Source organism: Bradyrhizobium sp. (assembly GCF_016462955.1).
In the GTDB taxonomy this organism is placed as follows: domain Bacteria; phylum Pseudomonadota; class Alphaproteobacteria; order Rhizobiales; family Xanthobacteraceae; genus Bradyrhizobium.
In genome coordinates, this window is record NZ_JAEMSD010000130.1 from 1 (window position 1) to 14,843 (window position 14,843).

Consider the following 14,843-nt stretch of genomic DNA (forward strand, 5'->3'; position numbering starts at 1 on the left):
GATCAAGGATTGGGAAAGGCTCGTGGGCGACGGCTCGGTGCGCCGCCTGAATCTGACGGTCGGCGAGGTCAACGAAGCCTTCGCCAAATCCGGGAGCGCGGCCGCGAGCCAGTACCCGGAACCCGGCGAGCCGAGCGACATCTTTATCGATCTGTACACCGCGCTCGTCAGCGCCCCCAGTATCGGCCGCAGCCTGCTCGGCGACGACGGCTACAAGCGTCTCAAGGACGGCCTAAAGCCGGGACAGCAGGCCATCGTCATTGCCGGAAACGGCGCCTACTCGTTCAAGGGATCGGCCTACGTCCGCGGCGGTATCTTCGACCGCGTGGAAATCCTGCAAGAGGGCAGCAGCACGCGCTTTCGGGATAAGAATCACACGCGTTTGGGATCCTTCGCCGCCGAAGGGGCGCCCAAGTTCAAGGAGATCGGCCTCTTCGTCACGCCGCCGGAGTTCACGCTCGATCCCACGCAGCCATGGCAGCTTCAGCTGCTGATGCAGCGGAGTCTCGGCGGCCGCGACAAGGCCTTCCTGACATTCGATCTCAATTATGTCCTGCCGGACGGTTACATGCGGCGCGAGCAGCGGGCCGTCATGGTGGCTGAGACCGCTCCTGCCCCAGTCTCCCAGCCTTCCGCCGCGACGGCGCAGCCGTCGCCTGCACCCGACGGCGAAGAGCCGCTCTGGATGCGTATCTGGCGGTCGAGCACTGTATCGATCGCGATCACCGCTGCGATGCTGGGCGCGCTTACCCTGATCTTCTTCTTCCAGAACGCGCTGGTGCGGCGTCCCGTGTTCTACAATTGGGTGCGAAGGGCTTTTCTCGCCTTCGTCCTGGTCTGGCTCGGCTGGTATGCGAACGCCCAGCTCTCCGTGGTCAACGTCCTCACCTTCACCAATTCCCTGGTGACCGGCTTCAAGTGGGAGTTCTTCCTCGCCGCGCCCCTGATCTTCATCCTTTGGGCGGCGACCGCCTCGGCGCTCCTGTTTTGGGGCCGCGGCCCATTCTGCGGCTGGCTTTGCCCGTTCGGCGCGCTGCAGGAACTCACGAATGCCGCCGCTAAGTGGCTCAAGGTCCCGCAGATCACCGTGCCGTGGGGCCTGCATGAGCGCATGTGGCCGGTCAAATACATCATCTTCCTCGGTCTGTTCGGCCTGTCGCTCTATTCCGTCGACATGGCCGAGCGGTTCGCCGAGGTCGAGCCGTTCAAGACCGCGATCATCCTGAAGTTTTCGCGGAGCTGGCCGTTCGTGGCCTACGCCGTCGCCCTGCTCGTCGTCGGCCTCTTCATCGAACGGTTCTTCTGCCGCTATCTCTGCCCCCTCGGCGCGGCGCTCGCCATTCCCGGCCGTATGAGGACGTTCGAGTGGCTGCGCCGCTGGGAAGAATGCGGCTCGCCCTGCCAACGTTGCGCCAAGGAATGCCCGGTGCAGTCGATCCATCCCGAGGGTCACATCAACGTCAACGAGTGCATCTACTGCATGCACTGCCAGGAGCTCTATTACGACGATCACCGCTGCCCGCACATGATCCAGGTGCGGCTCAAGCGCGAGAAGTTCGCGGCCATGTCTTCACCCTCGATGCGTTCGGGCGGCAAGGGTCCAGCGACCGTCATCACCGCCGGCGGCAAGCCCGTCGGCGCTTCACTCACCACCTCTCCACCACCTAACTGAACCGCAAGCCGAGGAGGCAATCATGAGCGAGAACGAACAGACAAAGGGCGTCAGCCGACGAACAGTGCTCGGAACGACGGCGGCCGCGGCGGGCGTGGGCCTTGCCGGCGGCGTGGCGCTGAAAGACGGCGGCTTCGTCTCGTCGGCCGACGCGCAGTCAAAGAATGCCGCGCCGAAAGCACCGGCCGCACGGTCGGCTGTGCAGAAGACCGAAGTGGCGCCCGGCGAGCTCGACGAATACTACGTGTTCTTCTCCAGCGGCCAGTCCGGCGAGATGCGGATCGTCGGCCTGCCCTCGATGCGCGAATTGATGCGCGTGCCGGTATTCAACCGCTGCAGCGCGACCGGCTGGGGCCAGACCAACGAGAGCATCAAGGTCCTGACCGAAGGGCTGCAGCCCGCGACGCGCGAGTTCCTCAAGAGCCGCGGCGCCACCTATATGAACGGCGACCTCCACCACCCCCACATCTCGTTCACGGACGGCACCTATGACGGTCGTTATGCCTTCATGAACGACAAGGCGAATAGCCGCGTCGCGCGGGTGCGCCTCGACATCATGAAGTGCGACAAGATCATCGAGCTGCCGAACCAGCATACGGTCCACGGTTTGCGGGTGCAGAAATATCCGCGCACGGGCTATGTGTTCGCCAACGGCGAGGATGGCGTGCCCCTGCCCAACGACGGCAAGGTCCTCGACGATCCGAAACAGTATCGCTCGATGCTCAGCGCGATCGACGGCGACACGATGAAGGTGGCGTGGCAGATCATCGTCAGCGGTAACCTCGACAACGTCGACGCCGACTACCAGGGTAAATACGCTTTCTCCACTTGCTACAACGGCGAGGAAGGCGTCACGCTCGCGGAAATGACGGCCAGCGAGCAGGACTGGGTCGTCATCTTCAACCTCAAGCGGATCGAGGAGGCTGTGAAGAAGGGCGACTTCAAGGAAATGAACGGCGTACCCGTGATCGACGGGCGCAAGGGCTCGGCGTACACCCGATACGTGCCGGTCTCGAACAATCCGCACGGCATGAACACCGCCCCGGACGGCATCCACATCGTGGCGGCCGGAAAGCTCTCGCCGACCGTGACTGTGATGGACGTGCGCAAATTCGACGATCTGTTCGACGACAAGATCAAGCCGCGCGATGTCGTCGTCGCAGAACCCGAGCTCGGCCTCGGCCCGCTGCACACGGCCTACGACGGCAAGGGCAACGCCTACACCACCCTGTTCCTCGACAGCCAGGTCTGCAAGTGGAACATCGATCTCGCAAAGCGGGCCTTCAAGGGTGAGAAGGTTAATCCGATCCTTCAGAAGCTCGACGTGCATTATCAACCGGGCCACAACCACACCTCCATGGGCCAGACCAAGGAGGCGGACGGAAAATGGCTCATCTCGCTAAACAAGTTCTCGAAGGACCGCTTCCTGAACGTCGGCCCGCTCAAGCCGGAGAACGATCAGCTGATCGACATCTCGGGCGATCAAATGAAGCTGGTGCACGACGGCCCGAGCTTCGCCGAGCCGCATGACGCGACCATCGTCCACCGCTCCAAAATCAACCCGATCTCGATCTATGATCGTGCGGATCCGATGTTTGCCGATGCGGTCAAGCAGGCCAAGGCCGACGGCATCAACCTCGAAGCGGATTCGAAGGTCATTCGCGACGGCAACAAGGTGCGCGTCTACATGACGTCCACCGCGCCGGCCTATGGCCTCGAGACGTTCCAGGTCAAGCAGGGCGACGAAGTGACGGTCTTCATCACCAATATCGACGCGGTCGAGGACCTGACGCACGGCTTCTGCATCGTGAATTACGGCATCAACATGGAGATTGGGCCGATGGCAACCTCGTCGGTGACCTTCACGGCCGACAAGCCGGGTGTCTACTGGTACTATTGCTCCTGGTTCTGCCACGCCATGCACATGGAAATGAAGGGCCGGATGTTCGTCGAACCGAAATCGGTCTGATCGGAGCGACCTTCGTGGGTCTTTTGCTACGCATGTTTCCGGCGGCGCTCCTCGCCGCCGGATTATCCGGCTTCGCCGACGCGGAGACGTTGACGGCTGCGCCCGACCAGTCGCTGCAAGCGGTGCTGGATGGCGCGCATGCCGGCGACATTGTCGAGCTCGCCGAGGGGGAATATCACGGCGCGATCCGGATCGACCGGCCTCTGCAACTGGTCGGGAGCCGCGCCGCGGTGCTCGACGGTAAAGGCGATGGCAATGTCATCACCGTCAGCGCGCCCGACGTTACCATCCGCGGTCTGACCATCCGGGCCTCCGGCCGCGATCTGCAGGCGATGAATTCCGGCATCTTCCTGCAAAAGACGGCCGAGCGCGCCCAGATCGAGGACAACCGGCTGGTGGGAAACCTGTTCGGCATCTATGTGCACGGCGCCAGAGGCTCCCGGGTCGTCCGCAACGAGATCGAGGGCCTGCGCGGCGGACGCCTGAGCGAGGCCGGCAATGGCGTCTCGCTCTGGAATGCACCCGACGTCACCATCGCCAACAACGATTTCCGCTACGGCCGCGACGGCATCTTCGCGATCTCCGGCAGCAAGGACCGCTTCCTCGACAATCGCTTCGAGCAGGTTCGCTTCGCCGTCCACTACATGTACACCAATGACAGCGAGATCAGCGGCAACGTATCGATCGGCAACCATGTCGGTTACGCCATCATGTATTCGAACCGCCTGGTGATCCGCGGCAACTCCTCCGATCGCGATCGCGACTATGGGCTGCTGTTCAACTACGCGAACTATGCCCGGATCGAGGACAACCGCGTCACCGGTGGCCCGCTGAACGCGATAGACCAGAAGGCGGACGACGGCCCCGACGACGAGCGTGGCATGCTTCCGCAAGCCCGGCGGGAGAGCACGCTCAAGAGCGGCCCCGAGAAATGCGTGTTCATCTACAACACCAACCACAACAAATTCCGCAACAACTGGTTCGAGCGCTGTGCCATCGGCGTGCACTTCACCGCCGGCTCCGAAGGCAACGAAATCACGGGCAACGCCTTCGTCAGCAACGCCAACCAGGTGAAATATGTCGGCACGCGCCACCTCGACTGGTCGACGAGCGGGCGCGGCAATTACTGGAGCGATAATCCCGCGTTCGACCTCAATGGCGACGGCATCGCCGACACGGCGTACCGGCCGAACGATCTCATCGACCGCGTGCTGTGGACGGCGCCTGCCGCGAAGGTGCTGATTAACAGCCCGGCCGTGCAGGTGATCCGCTGGGCGCAGGCGCAGTTTCCGGCGCTATTGCCGGGTGGCGTGGTCGACAGCCATCCGCTGGTGTCGCCGCCGCGCAACCCTGCGCCGAAGGAGACGCGATGACGAGCACGGTACGCGTCAGCGACGTCACCAAGACCTATGGTCGCGTTGAGGCCGTGCGTGGCGCCTCGTTCGCGCTTGGCCAGGGCGAGCTGGTCGCCCTGATCGGCCACAACGGCGCTGGCAAGACCACGCTCATGAAGCTCATGCTCGGGCTGATCCGACCGACCAGCGGCGCGATCGAGGTGCTCGGCGACAATCCCGCAGCCGGCGAATTCGCCGGCCGGCGCCAGCTCGGCTATCTTCCGGAGAACGTCTCCTTCGACCCTGCCCTCACCGGCCGCGAAACCCAGGCCTTCTATGCCCGGCTGAAACGGGAGCCGGTTGCCAAGGCGCTGGAGCTGCTCGACGCCGTCGGGCTCGGTGCCGCCAGCCGCCGCCGGGTGAGCACCTATTCGAAGGGCATGCGCCAGCGCCTCGGCCTCGCGCAGGCGCTGCTTGGCGCCCCGCGGGTGCTGCTGCTGGACGAGCCGACCACCGGCCTCGATCCGGAGCTGCGCCAGACCTTCTACGACACCATCACACGGCTCGCCGCTGGCGGCGCGACCGTGCTGCTGTCGTCGCACGCGCTGACCGAGCTCGAGGAGCGCGCCGGCCGGGTCATCATCATGAACCGCGGCGTCAAGGTGGCGGACGGATCGATCGACGAGCTGCGTCGTCTCGCCCGGCTGCCCACCCGAATCCGCCTCAAGGTGGGTGGCCTTGCTCCGAGCGAGATGCCGCCCTGGGCTCCCCAAGACACCACCTGCCGCCGCCTCAACGGCCACATCGTCGAGATCGACGCCGCGCCGGAGCGGAAGATCGAGCTGCTGCATCGCGCGACGGCCGCCGGCAATGCGGTCGAGGATGTAGACGTCGTGCCGCCGACCCTCGACGAGCTCTATGCGCATTTTCTCCGGCAATCGGAGCAGGCGCCATGAACATCCTGATCATCGCCGCCAAGGAAATCCACCAGGCCATCCGCAATCGCTGGGTGCTGGCCGCAACGCTGCTGCTTGCCGGGCTTGCTTTGTCGCTGACCTTTCTCGGCAGCGCTCCGACCGGCAACCTCGGCGTTCGCGCGCTGGACGTGGTCATCGTCAGCCTGTCGAGCCTGACGATCTTTCTCGTTCCGCTCATCGCGCTTCTGATCTCCCACGACGCCATCGTCGGAGAGATGGAACGGGGAACGATGCTGTTGCTGCTGAGCTATCCGGTCGCGCGATGGCAGGTGCTGATCGGCAAGTTCCTGGGCCACCTCGCCGTCCTCACCTTCGCAACCTGCCTCGGTTACGGCGTGGCGGTCGGTGCACTGGCGGCGACGGGCAGCCCGATCGACGCCGACAGTCTGCTGGCGTTCGCGGCCATGGTGGGCTCCTCGGTGCTGCTCGGCGGAGCATTCGTCGCCATTGGATATCTGGTCAGCGCGCTGGTGCGCGACCGCGGAACGGCTGCCGGCATCTGCATCGGATTATGGCTGCTGCTGGTGCTGATCTACGACATGGCGCTGCTCGGCGTGCTTGCGCTCGACCAAGGCCGCAGCATCTCGGCAGCGGTGCTGAACGCTCTGCTTCTGGCGAACCCGACCGACGCGTACCGGCTGATCAACCTGACCGGATTTGCCAATGTCAGCACCTTTGCCGGCATGGCCGGCCTTGCCCAGACCACGTCCCTGACGATCCCGGTACTGCTGACCGCCCTGCTCGGCTGGATGCTGCTGCCGCTGGGGCTGGCCGCGCTCGCCTTCTCACGGAGGGAGCTATGAAACGCCGAACGATCCTGTTGGCCCTGCTCCTGCCGCTCGCGCTTGCAGGCTGCAACGAGAAGCAGGCCGCGAAGGTCCCGCCGCCGCACCGGATGACTGCGGAGGACATCGGCCATTATTGCGGCATGAACGTGCTCGAGCATCCGGGCCCGAAGGGCCATATCTTCGCCGCGAGCCTGATCGAGCCGGTGTGGTTCTCCTCGGTACGGGACACCATCGCCTTCACCATGCTGCCGGACGAGCCCAAGGACATCCAGGCGATCTACGTGTCCGACATGGGCAAGGCGCCCGACTGGGACAAGCCCGGCGCCGACAACTGGATCGAGGCGCGCAAGGCGTTGTTCGTGATCGAGAGCCGGCTCAAGAGCGGCATGGGCGGCGACGAGGCCGTTCCGTTCTCGGACCGGGCGGCGGCGGAGAAGTTCGTCGGAGAGAAGGGGGGCCGGATCGTCGAATTCGGCCAAGTGTCTCGAGACTACGTCCTGGCCTCTGCTGGCAGCCTGGGGACCGCTTCCGCCGACGAGGAGGCTGGCTCGCGCCGGCCGAAAGACTGAGGAGACAGGGTGATGCGCAGCATCTCGCGCCGACGGTTCGTCCGGATCAGTGCAGCAGCGGCCGGTCTCGGCCTTCTGCCCTCCGCGCTTGCAACGCGCGCCGACGCGGCCCCGGCCACATGGCGCGGCACCATGCTCGGGGCGGTCGCCACGATGGAAATTCACCACGAAGACGGGCGGGAGGCGGAGCGGCTGATCTCGCTGGCAAGCGCGGAAGCGCGCCGGCTCGAGCGGTTGTTCAGTATCTACCTGAAAGATTCCGCCCTCTGCCAACTCAACCGGACCGGCATCCTCGTCGACCCGGCGGCCGAGATGGTTGCTCTTCTGACGAGCGCTCAGCATTACTCCACCGTGACGGAGGGATCGTTTGATGTCACGGTTCAACCGCTATGGGATCTCTACGCCGGCCACTTCACCCGCCAGGGAGCGGACCCGGCCGGCCCCCCGCCCGCGGCGATCCAGGCCGCGCTTGCGTGCGTGGGCTGTGGCCGGTTGTCCATCGGGCGAGACCGGATCGCGATGCCGCGCGGCATGGCCGTGACGCTGAACGGGATTGCGCAAGGCTACGTGACCGACAAGATCGTCGACCTGCTGCGCGCCCACGGCGTCGCCCACAGCCTCGTCGACCTGGGCGAGAGCCGGGCCATTGGATCGCGTCCGGACGGCCGCTCTTGGGAGGTGGGCGTCGCCGACCCGGAAGTCGTGGGACGAACGGAAGCGGTCCTTTCCGTCGTCGACCGCGCCGTGTCGACATCGGGGGCGTACGGCTTCCGGTTCGACCCCGATGGTCGCTTCAACCACCTCTTTGATCCGAAGACGGGCCGCTGCTCCGCGCGCTACCGGAGCGTCACCACCGTGTCCCCCAGCGCGACCGCGGCGGACGCGCTGTCGACCGCCTTCAGCCTGATGCCGGAGGAACGGATCCGTTCGCTGCTGCCGCACGTGGATATCGAGCGCGTGCATCTCGTCGATGCCTCCGGCAAGCCATCCGAGCTCACCGCGTGACCGACCAAGTCAACCACCGAAGGGGAACTAGATGAACCGGACAGCACTCGTCGCCCTGTTTCTCGTCGTGGGCCTCGGCCAGGCAAGCGCCCAGGACGCCGCAGCGGGCGAGAAGGTCTTCGCCGTCTGCAAGGCCTGCCACCAGGTCGGCGATAGCGCCAAGAACGTCGTCGGCCCCGTGCTGAACGGGCTGATCGGACGCAAGGCCGGATCGGTCGAAGGCTACAACTACACCGACGCCAACAAGAAGTCCGGCATCACCTGGGACGAGGCCACCTTCAGCGAGTACATCAAGGATCCGAAGGCCAAGATTCCGGGCACCAAGATGGCCTTCGCCGGCATAAAGGACGAGCGGAAGATAAAGGACCTGATCGCCTACCTGCACACGTTCGACAAGGCGCCGTTGAAGCTCACCCAGTAGCGTCGCGCATCCCATGAGCGAGAATTGATAGCCTCCTTGAAGACTGACACGCCTCAGGCCGGCTTCGAACTTGCGGTGAAGCTATCGCGGATGGCGGTGAAGATAACCCAGCCGTAGGCGTCTGCCATAGCCGGCCGGCCCCATTCCGGTGGCAAGAACGACGTAAGGTACGCGGCTGTTCGGGGTATGAGACGGCCCTCGAACGTCCTGAAAATGGCTGAGATTTGTCGGTACAAGACTACCGAATTGGTGGTACACGCCGGTGGTCACAAATTCGGACCGGACTTTCGGGAATCCTTGTTTTTCGGCGGGTTTCGCGCATACGGAGCCATAGGGAAGAGAGTCCCACTTTCTCCGCCGCCTGAAGATGTGGCGCAAGGAGAGCTCCGACGTACGGTCGCCCGTGCCTCAATGGATAGCTGCCCGCTAATCGCGAGCACGTCATGGTGGTCGTTGACCGCAGAGCGTCGCCAAAAAGGAGCGCCAACGGGGATCATTTGAACAGGCGGACGCTGCTCAGAACCCGGAGCTGGGCGTCGGTGTATCGGCAAAATATCGTCCGAGGGCGGCCTGGTATGAGGCGTGAAAAGCAGGATCGGTCGCCGCGTCGATGACCTGATCGACCACCGCCTCTTCGATGGCATAACTGGCTTCGGGTGGGATGACGAAGGTTCGGCTTGCGCGACAATTTGCGAACTCGTCCTGCAGCATCATGCGAACCGTTCGACCGTGTTCCGCGGTTTCGCGAGGCAGCAGATATCTCGTTCCCGCCTCCTGGAGCCCGATATGGAATGGGGTCTCGAACAAGAGGCATTTACCGTCGGCCTGCCGGAGGATGCGCCACGTCAGGATCATGGCGTTTTCTTCCCGCGCGATCGCCACCTGCACCCGCCCGGTCTTGAAGACTTCGATTTCCTCGAGGGTGGGCTTCGTCAGTTGGGAAACTACCATCAAGCTCTGCGGAGCAACGTGCCCTCCGATCATGATCGCGGACGGTGCGCCGGAAGACATGACAAGACCCGTAGGCTCGCCCACTTCGAACTCGCAGTCTGCCACGCCAATGATCGGAGCGGAGTACCGGATGCGAGCCCTCAGCTCCTCCACAGAAGAGCGGGCCGGGCCCTCGTCGCCTTCGGGGCCTGAACTCCCGACGATCACACCAAACCCAGGTAGAGCTTCGCCCTTGCCGAGCGCGAAGTAGGCGTCGAAACGACCCAGCGCGTCCTCGTTGACGTATAAGATATCTCCATTGCGGAACCGGGTGACATCTTGAATGCAGCCATGGACGACGTCCTGGATCCCCTTCAACGTCTTCGGAATGTCCCTTTCGAAGACATCGCGGCGGTACGGATCAACAACCAGAACTCTCATTTGACACTCCATTTTGGTAACCTTCCGCCGCACCTACTTCGGATCGGTGCGACTATCCGGTCTCGGATCTACTCCGTCTCAAACTCATGCTGTCACTTCGAACGTCTATCTCTCGGCGCAGCAAGCTCCAACGGTCATCTGATCGATTCATTTTGCGACGGCGCCTCCCGGCCTTTTGGGCCTTCCGCCGACCTGCACGCTCGTTTGCCGGCCGTGCCGCGGTGGCATGCTTCGGGCCTTCAGGCGGCCGTGCGCCGAGCCGTCCTTTCGGCTTTGTCCGCAGCGATCTGTTGCGGTGAGCGCCGCGTCCGCTTGAGAGGCGCCGGCGGCCGATTCAAGGCTGGGACCTTGAATCTCGGGAAGAGGGCCAGCTCCTTCGCAAGCACAGGCACCTTTCGTTTGCCGTAGCGCGCCCCTGTCCCGCTCTTGCTTTCATGGCCACACATGTAGTCGCACAACTCCGGCTTCATCTTCGTGCCGCGCACGATCTCGCGCCAGAGGTGACGCCAGCCATGGTTGGGCTGCACGTCGGTGATCTTGAGCGTATCGCGCACCCATTCTCCCAGCCGTTCGGCGACCTTTTGCCATTGGGGATTGGCCCCCTTTCCGCCGCGGGCGCGGACCGGATCGTAGAACAGCGGTTTGCCGAGCTTGCGGCGCTGTTCGACGTAGACCAGGAACTCCTGATCGCGCAGATGCTTGTGGACCGGCACGCGGCGCAGGCGCTTGCCTTTCGTGATCTCGGGTCTAAGCACGAAGCACCAATGGCCGAGGATGGGCTGAACATCCGACGGCAGGAGCGAAGTGATCTCGTTGACGCGCGCGCCTGTATAGGCGCAGATCCAGGGCACCCAACGTCTGGCCGCTCTCATCTCGGCGGACATCAAGTGCGACGGCGTCGCTACGGTCGCCGACAGGATCTTCAGCGCCTGCTCCGGATCGAAACCTCGCTCGTCGTCCTCCTTCCAGGCCTTGACGCCCTCGACCTTGATCCCGGCAAACGGATTGACCTCGAGCCGCAGCGCGTTGAGCATGTGGGTGGCCACCGACCGGGGCGCTGCCAGCCAGACGTCGCGGACCGCCTTGGGAGCGATGCCCTGGGAGATCATGTAATCGCGCCACCGCACCGCGTCCTGCGGCGTCACCCGCGCGAGGTCTCGGTGCTTGATCCATTCGACGAAGCGTTCGATGACCGGCCGCCAGCGCTTGGCGGTCGGCCCGTCGAGACCGCCCTTGATCCGAGGCTGGCTGCAGTAGAGCTCGAAGGCCTTCATGATGTCGACCTTGGGCGTCGTCCTCGTCTTGGGAAGTTCGCCGAGCTTAACGTTCTCCTTGTAGTCGCCCTTCGAGGCGCGGAAGACGTCGCCGTAGGCGCCCTTCCTCGCTTCGGCGAGTAGGGGCTTCAGCTTTTCGACCTGAGCCTCGGCCGGCGGCCCTCCGAGTTCACGGGTCAGGACCTCGCGCGCCCAGTGGTCGAGCGCCTCTTCGGCCCCCGGATCATCGTCGTTCTCCGTAAGGGCGAGCCACCTGAGTGCTCCGAATCCCGTGCCGGGCTCGGCGATGTGGGCGTCGCGGATCCGGACGTGCGTCTCGCGCTGAATCGCGAACAGGTCCTGATGCGCCAAACCTGCCTTGGGGGCCTTCGGTCCCCGCTTTGCCTCTAGCGCCAGAAGTTCCCATTCGCGCTCGAGCTCGACGGAGGCGACCGCGATCCTGGCGTTTGCGGTCCGCCGGTCGGTGGTCTTCAGGGATCGCCAGACCTCGGTCTTGCCGACCAGGGCGCGGTACCGTTTCGGGACCTTCTTCCGGATCCAGTAGACATTCTGCTCGTTGCCGCTGGCCTTCGTGGGCCGGAAAGGGGTCGGCATTCTGGTCGTTCCCATTGGTGTAGACCCTCGGTGTAGAACCGACCGCTCAAGGAACGCCCAAAAACACAGCTAAACTTGTATTTACCGGGGTTTTTCGCACGGGCGGGGGAGAGTCCCTCCCTCTCCGCCAGCAGTCTCTAATTCTTCCCGCCCGGCCGATAGCGCACGTGGTCGATCAGTGCGCGCAGCTTCGGCGGGAGATTGCGCCGGTCCGGGAAGTAGAGGAAGAAGCCTGGGAAGGACGGGCAGTAGTCCTCCAGCACGGGCACCAGCTCTCCTCGCTCGATATAGGGCCGGAACGTTTCCTCCATGCCGAATGTCAGGCCGCCGCCCGCGCTAGCGGTGCGCACCATGACCCACATGTCGTTGGTCGTGATCCTCGGCTCCACCGCGACGTCGAACTCGCGGCCCGCTTCCGTAAATTCCCAGCGGTAGGGCGCGACGTGCGGCGCGGGCCGCCAGCCGATGCAGCAATGTTTTGACAGCTCGCGCGGGTGAGAGGGGGCGCCGAAGCGCTCCAGATAGCTAGGCGCGGCCACCACCAGCTGGCGCTGATCGCCTGACACAGGCACGGCGATCATGTCCTGCTCGATCACCTCGCCGAGCCGGACGCCGGCGTCAAAGCCCTCGGCGACGATGTCGAATTCCTCGTCGGTCACGGTCACGTCGACCTGCACGCCGGGATTGGCCTGCGCGAAATCGGCCAGCAGCGGGCCGCGGATGAAGCGCTCGGCGATCGACGACACGGCAAGACGCAGCTGCCCGGTCGGCTGCGCGTCACGATCCCGCGCCCCGTCGATCGCCTGTTCGACTTCGGCAACCGCCGGCGCCACGCGTTCGTGCAGGCGCATTCCCGCCTCGGTGAGGCTGACGCTGCGCGTCGTTCGCTGCACCAGAGCCACGCCCAGCCGGTCTTCCATGCGCCGGATGGCCTGGCTCACGGCGGATCGGGTCACGCCCAGCCGCTCGGCGGCGCCCCGGAAGCTCCTGGCTTCCGCGACCGCGATGAAAACGGCGACGAGATTCAGATCGGTGGTCATTGGTTAGCCTAGCTTACCACCTCGGTCATCATTGGCCAACTTGTCTCACCTATGGCCGGAAATTAGGTTTCCGCCATACCAAGGAGGCACCGATGACATCACTCGATCACTACCGCCTGCTCGGCCGCTCCGGCCTGCGCGTCTCTCCGCTCGCGCTGGGCACGATGACCTTCGGAACCGAGTGGGGATGGGGCGCGGACGCCGGCGAGGCCCGGCGGATCTTCGACCTCTATGTCGACCGCGGCGGCAATTTCATCGACACGGCGGTGAACTACACCAATGGCGCGTCCGAGCGCATGGTCGGCGAGTTCGCCCGCGACAAGCGCGACCGTCTCGTGCTCGCCACCAAATTCACCATGGCGCGCGACCCCGGCAATCCCAATTCCGGCGGCAACCACCGGCGCAACATGGTTCGCTCCGTGGAGCAGAGCCTGCGCCAGCTCGGCACCGATCGCATCGACCTGCTCTACCTCCACGCCTGGGACGCGACCACGCCGCCGGAGGAAGTGCTGCGCGCCCTCGACGACCTCGTGCGCAGCGGCAAGGTCCAGTATATCGGCATCTGCAACACGCCGGCCTGGCGCATTGCCCAGCTGCAGACGATCGCGGATTTGCGCGGCTGGTCGCCCTTCGTCGCGCTGCAGATCGAATACAATCTGGTCGAGCGCACGGTCGAGCACGAGCTCATTCCGCTGGCGGCGAGCCTTGGCCTCGGCGTGCTGCCCTGGTCGCCGCTCGGCGGCGGCGTGCTCACCGGCAAGTACACGAGGGCCGATCTCCGGGATTCCCGGGAGAGCGCCGTCGGCACCACGCGCGCCTCGATCATCGCGTCATCAGGCCTTCTCAACGAGCGGTCGCTGGAGGCGGCCGAGGCGGTGCGAGCCATCGCCTGGGAGCTCGGCGCGACATCCTCGCAGGTCGCCATCGCATGGACGCTGGCCAATCCCGCAGTCACCGCACCGGTGATCGGAGCCCGCACGCTGGAGCAGGCGCAAGACAATTTCAGTGCGGTCGGGATCACGCTGTCGCCTGACCAGATGGCGCGCCTCGACCAGGCGACCGCGCCAGATCCCATCTTTCCGGGCCGCTTCCTGCGCCGTCCGATGGTCGAGCAGCTCATCTTCGGCGGCGCCAATGTCGCGCGGCGCATATAGATCGCAAAGCCGACCACGCGTGCATCACTTCGGGGCAGACGACATGTTGCACCAGAAAGGGAGACACCAATGGCAACCATGCTCAATCGCGCGCTCGCGGCGTGCGTCACCGCGGTCGTTTTCACGGCATCCAGCCTGACGACGGCCGCGCCTTGCGGACAGGCCAGCTCGACGCAGGACGACAACAAGCGGACCGTCACCGATGCGTTCGATCGCTGGGCGCAAGGAGGCACCACCTTCTTCACCGACCTGCTGCATGACGACGTGGTCTGGCGCATCAAGGGGTCCGGCCCGAGCGCCGGCGAATTCCGCGGCCGCGATGTGTTCGTGGATCGCGCCGTCCGTCCCTTCGCGAGCCGGTTGTCGACACCGGTCCGCCCGACGACGGTGAAGATCTTCGCCGACGGCGACCACGTCATCGCGCATTGGGAAGGCAGCGGCGTGGCGCGCGACGGCAAGCCCTACGCGAACAGCTACGCCTGGATCATGCGCATGCAGGACGGCAAGGCCGCCGAGGTGACGGCCTATCTCGACCTTGCCCCCTATGACGACGTCCTGCGGCGTATTCCTGCGCCGGCGCGATAGCCCTGGTGCGAGGAAGAGGGTCATCGCAGGAGAGCGTGATATCGCTTGTGGCCATCCTTCGAGACGCCCGCCTTTGGCGGGCCCTCAGGA

At 64.7% G+C, this 14,843-nt stretch carries 14 protein-coding genes; 11 read left to right on the forward strand and 3 right to left on the reverse strand.

Translation table 11 applies throughout. The features are described 5' to 3' along the window. The 9 genes from JHD07_RS15675 to JHD07_RS15715 form a co-directional block, all read left to right on the forward strand. Positions 1–1,672: NosR/NirI family protein (locus JHD07_RS15675; protein WP_291623737.1), on the forward strand; the 1,672-nt coding region annotated here is incomplete at its 5' end. Positions 1,673–1,694: 22 nt separating this feature from the next. Then, positions 1,695–3,641, forward strand: coding sequence for a TAT-dependent nitrous-oxide reductase (nosZ, locus tag JHD07_RS15680; RefSeq protein WP_291623739.1), 1,947 nt, complete (start codon positions 1,695–1,697; stop codon positions 3,639–3,641). A gap of 14 nt (positions 3,642–3,655) precedes the next feature. Then, a complete protein-coding gene (locus JHD07_RS15685; RefSeq protein ID WP_291623741.1) occupies positions 3,656–5,014 on the forward strand; it encodes a nitrous oxide reductase family maturation protein NosD in 1,359 nt (452 codons plus the stop codon). Further along, the gene (locus JHD07_RS15690; RefSeq protein WP_291623743.1) at positions 5,011–5,931 is read left to right on the forward strand and encodes an ABC transporter ATP-binding protein; all 921 of its coding nucleotides are present in this window, start codon (positions 5,011–5,013) and stop codon (positions 5,929–5,931) included. The genes JHD07_RS15685 and JHD07_RS15690 overlap by 4 nt, the downstream gene beginning before the upstream one ends. After that, positions 5,928–6,755, forward strand: coding sequence for an ABC transporter permease subunit (locus JHD07_RS15695; protein WP_291623745.1), 828 nt, complete (start codon positions 5,928–5,930; stop codon positions 6,753–6,755). The genes JHD07_RS15690 and JHD07_RS15695 overlap by 4 nt, the downstream gene beginning before the upstream one ends. Next, entirely contained in the window at positions 6,752–7,309 is a 558-nt protein-coding gene (locus JHD07_RS15700; RefSeq protein ID WP_291623746.1) for a nitrous oxide reductase accessory protein NosL, read from the forward strand. The genes JHD07_RS15695 and JHD07_RS15700 overlap by 4 nt, the downstream gene beginning before the upstream one ends. A gap of 12 nt (positions 7,310–7,321) precedes the next feature. Beyond that, the gene (locus JHD07_RS15705; protein WP_366864576.1) at positions 7,322–8,314 is read left to right on the forward strand and encodes an FAD:protein FMN transferase; all 993 of its coding nucleotides are present in this window, start codon (positions 7,322–7,324) and stop codon (positions 8,312–8,314) included. 31 nt (positions 8,315–8,345) lie between these two features. Then, a complete protein-coding gene (locus JHD07_RS15710) occupies positions 8,346–8,735 on the forward strand; it encodes a cytochrome c family protein (RefSeq protein ID WP_291623751.1) in 390 nt (129 codons plus the stop codon). Positions 8,736–8,771: 36 nt separating this feature from the next. After that, the gene (locus tag JHD07_RS15715) at positions 8,772–8,852 is read left to right on the forward strand and encodes a hexameric tyrosine-coordinated heme protein (RefSeq protein WP_291623760.1); all 81 of its coding nucleotides are present in this window, start codon (positions 8,772–8,774) and stop codon (positions 8,850–8,852) included. Between the two features lie 399 nt (positions 8,853–9,251). Here JHD07_RS15715 and JHD07_RS15720 read toward each other — a convergent pair whose 3' ends face one another. The 3 genes from JHD07_RS15720 to JHD07_RS15730 form a co-directional block, all read right to left on the reverse strand. Next, entirely contained in the window at positions 9,252–10,106 is an 855-nt protein-coding gene (locus JHD07_RS15720) for a hypothetical protein (protein WP_291623753.1), read from the reverse strand. A 239-nt stretch (positions 10,107–10,345) separates the two neighbouring features. After that, positions 10,346–11,974 carry a DUF6538 domain-containing protein gene (locus JHD07_RS15725; protein WP_291623755.1) on the reverse strand — a complete coding sequence of 543 codons (1,629 nt, stop codon included), beginning with the start codon at positions 11,972–11,974 and terminating at the stop codon, positions 10,346–10,348. A gap of 137 nt (positions 11,975–12,111) precedes the next feature. Then, complete coding sequence (locus JHD07_RS15730; RefSeq protein WP_291623756.1) at positions 12,112–13,014, reverse strand: LysR family transcriptional regulator; 903 nt, start codon at positions 13,012–13,014, stop codon at positions 12,112–12,114. A gap of 92 nt (positions 13,015–13,106) precedes the next feature. Between JHD07_RS15730 and JHD07_RS15735 the strand changes: the two genes are divergently transcribed. Then, a complete protein-coding gene (locus JHD07_RS15735; protein WP_291623757.1) occupies positions 13,107–14,168 on the forward strand; it encodes an aldo/keto reductase in 1,062 nt (353 codons plus the stop codon). A gap of 69 nt (positions 14,169–14,237) precedes the next feature. Beyond that, a complete protein-coding gene (locus JHD07_RS15740; RefSeq protein WP_291623758.1) occupies positions 14,238–14,753 on the forward strand; it encodes a nuclear transport factor 2 family protein in 516 nt (171 codons plus the stop codon). The last annotated feature ends 90 nt before the right edge of the window (positions 14,754–14,843 follow it).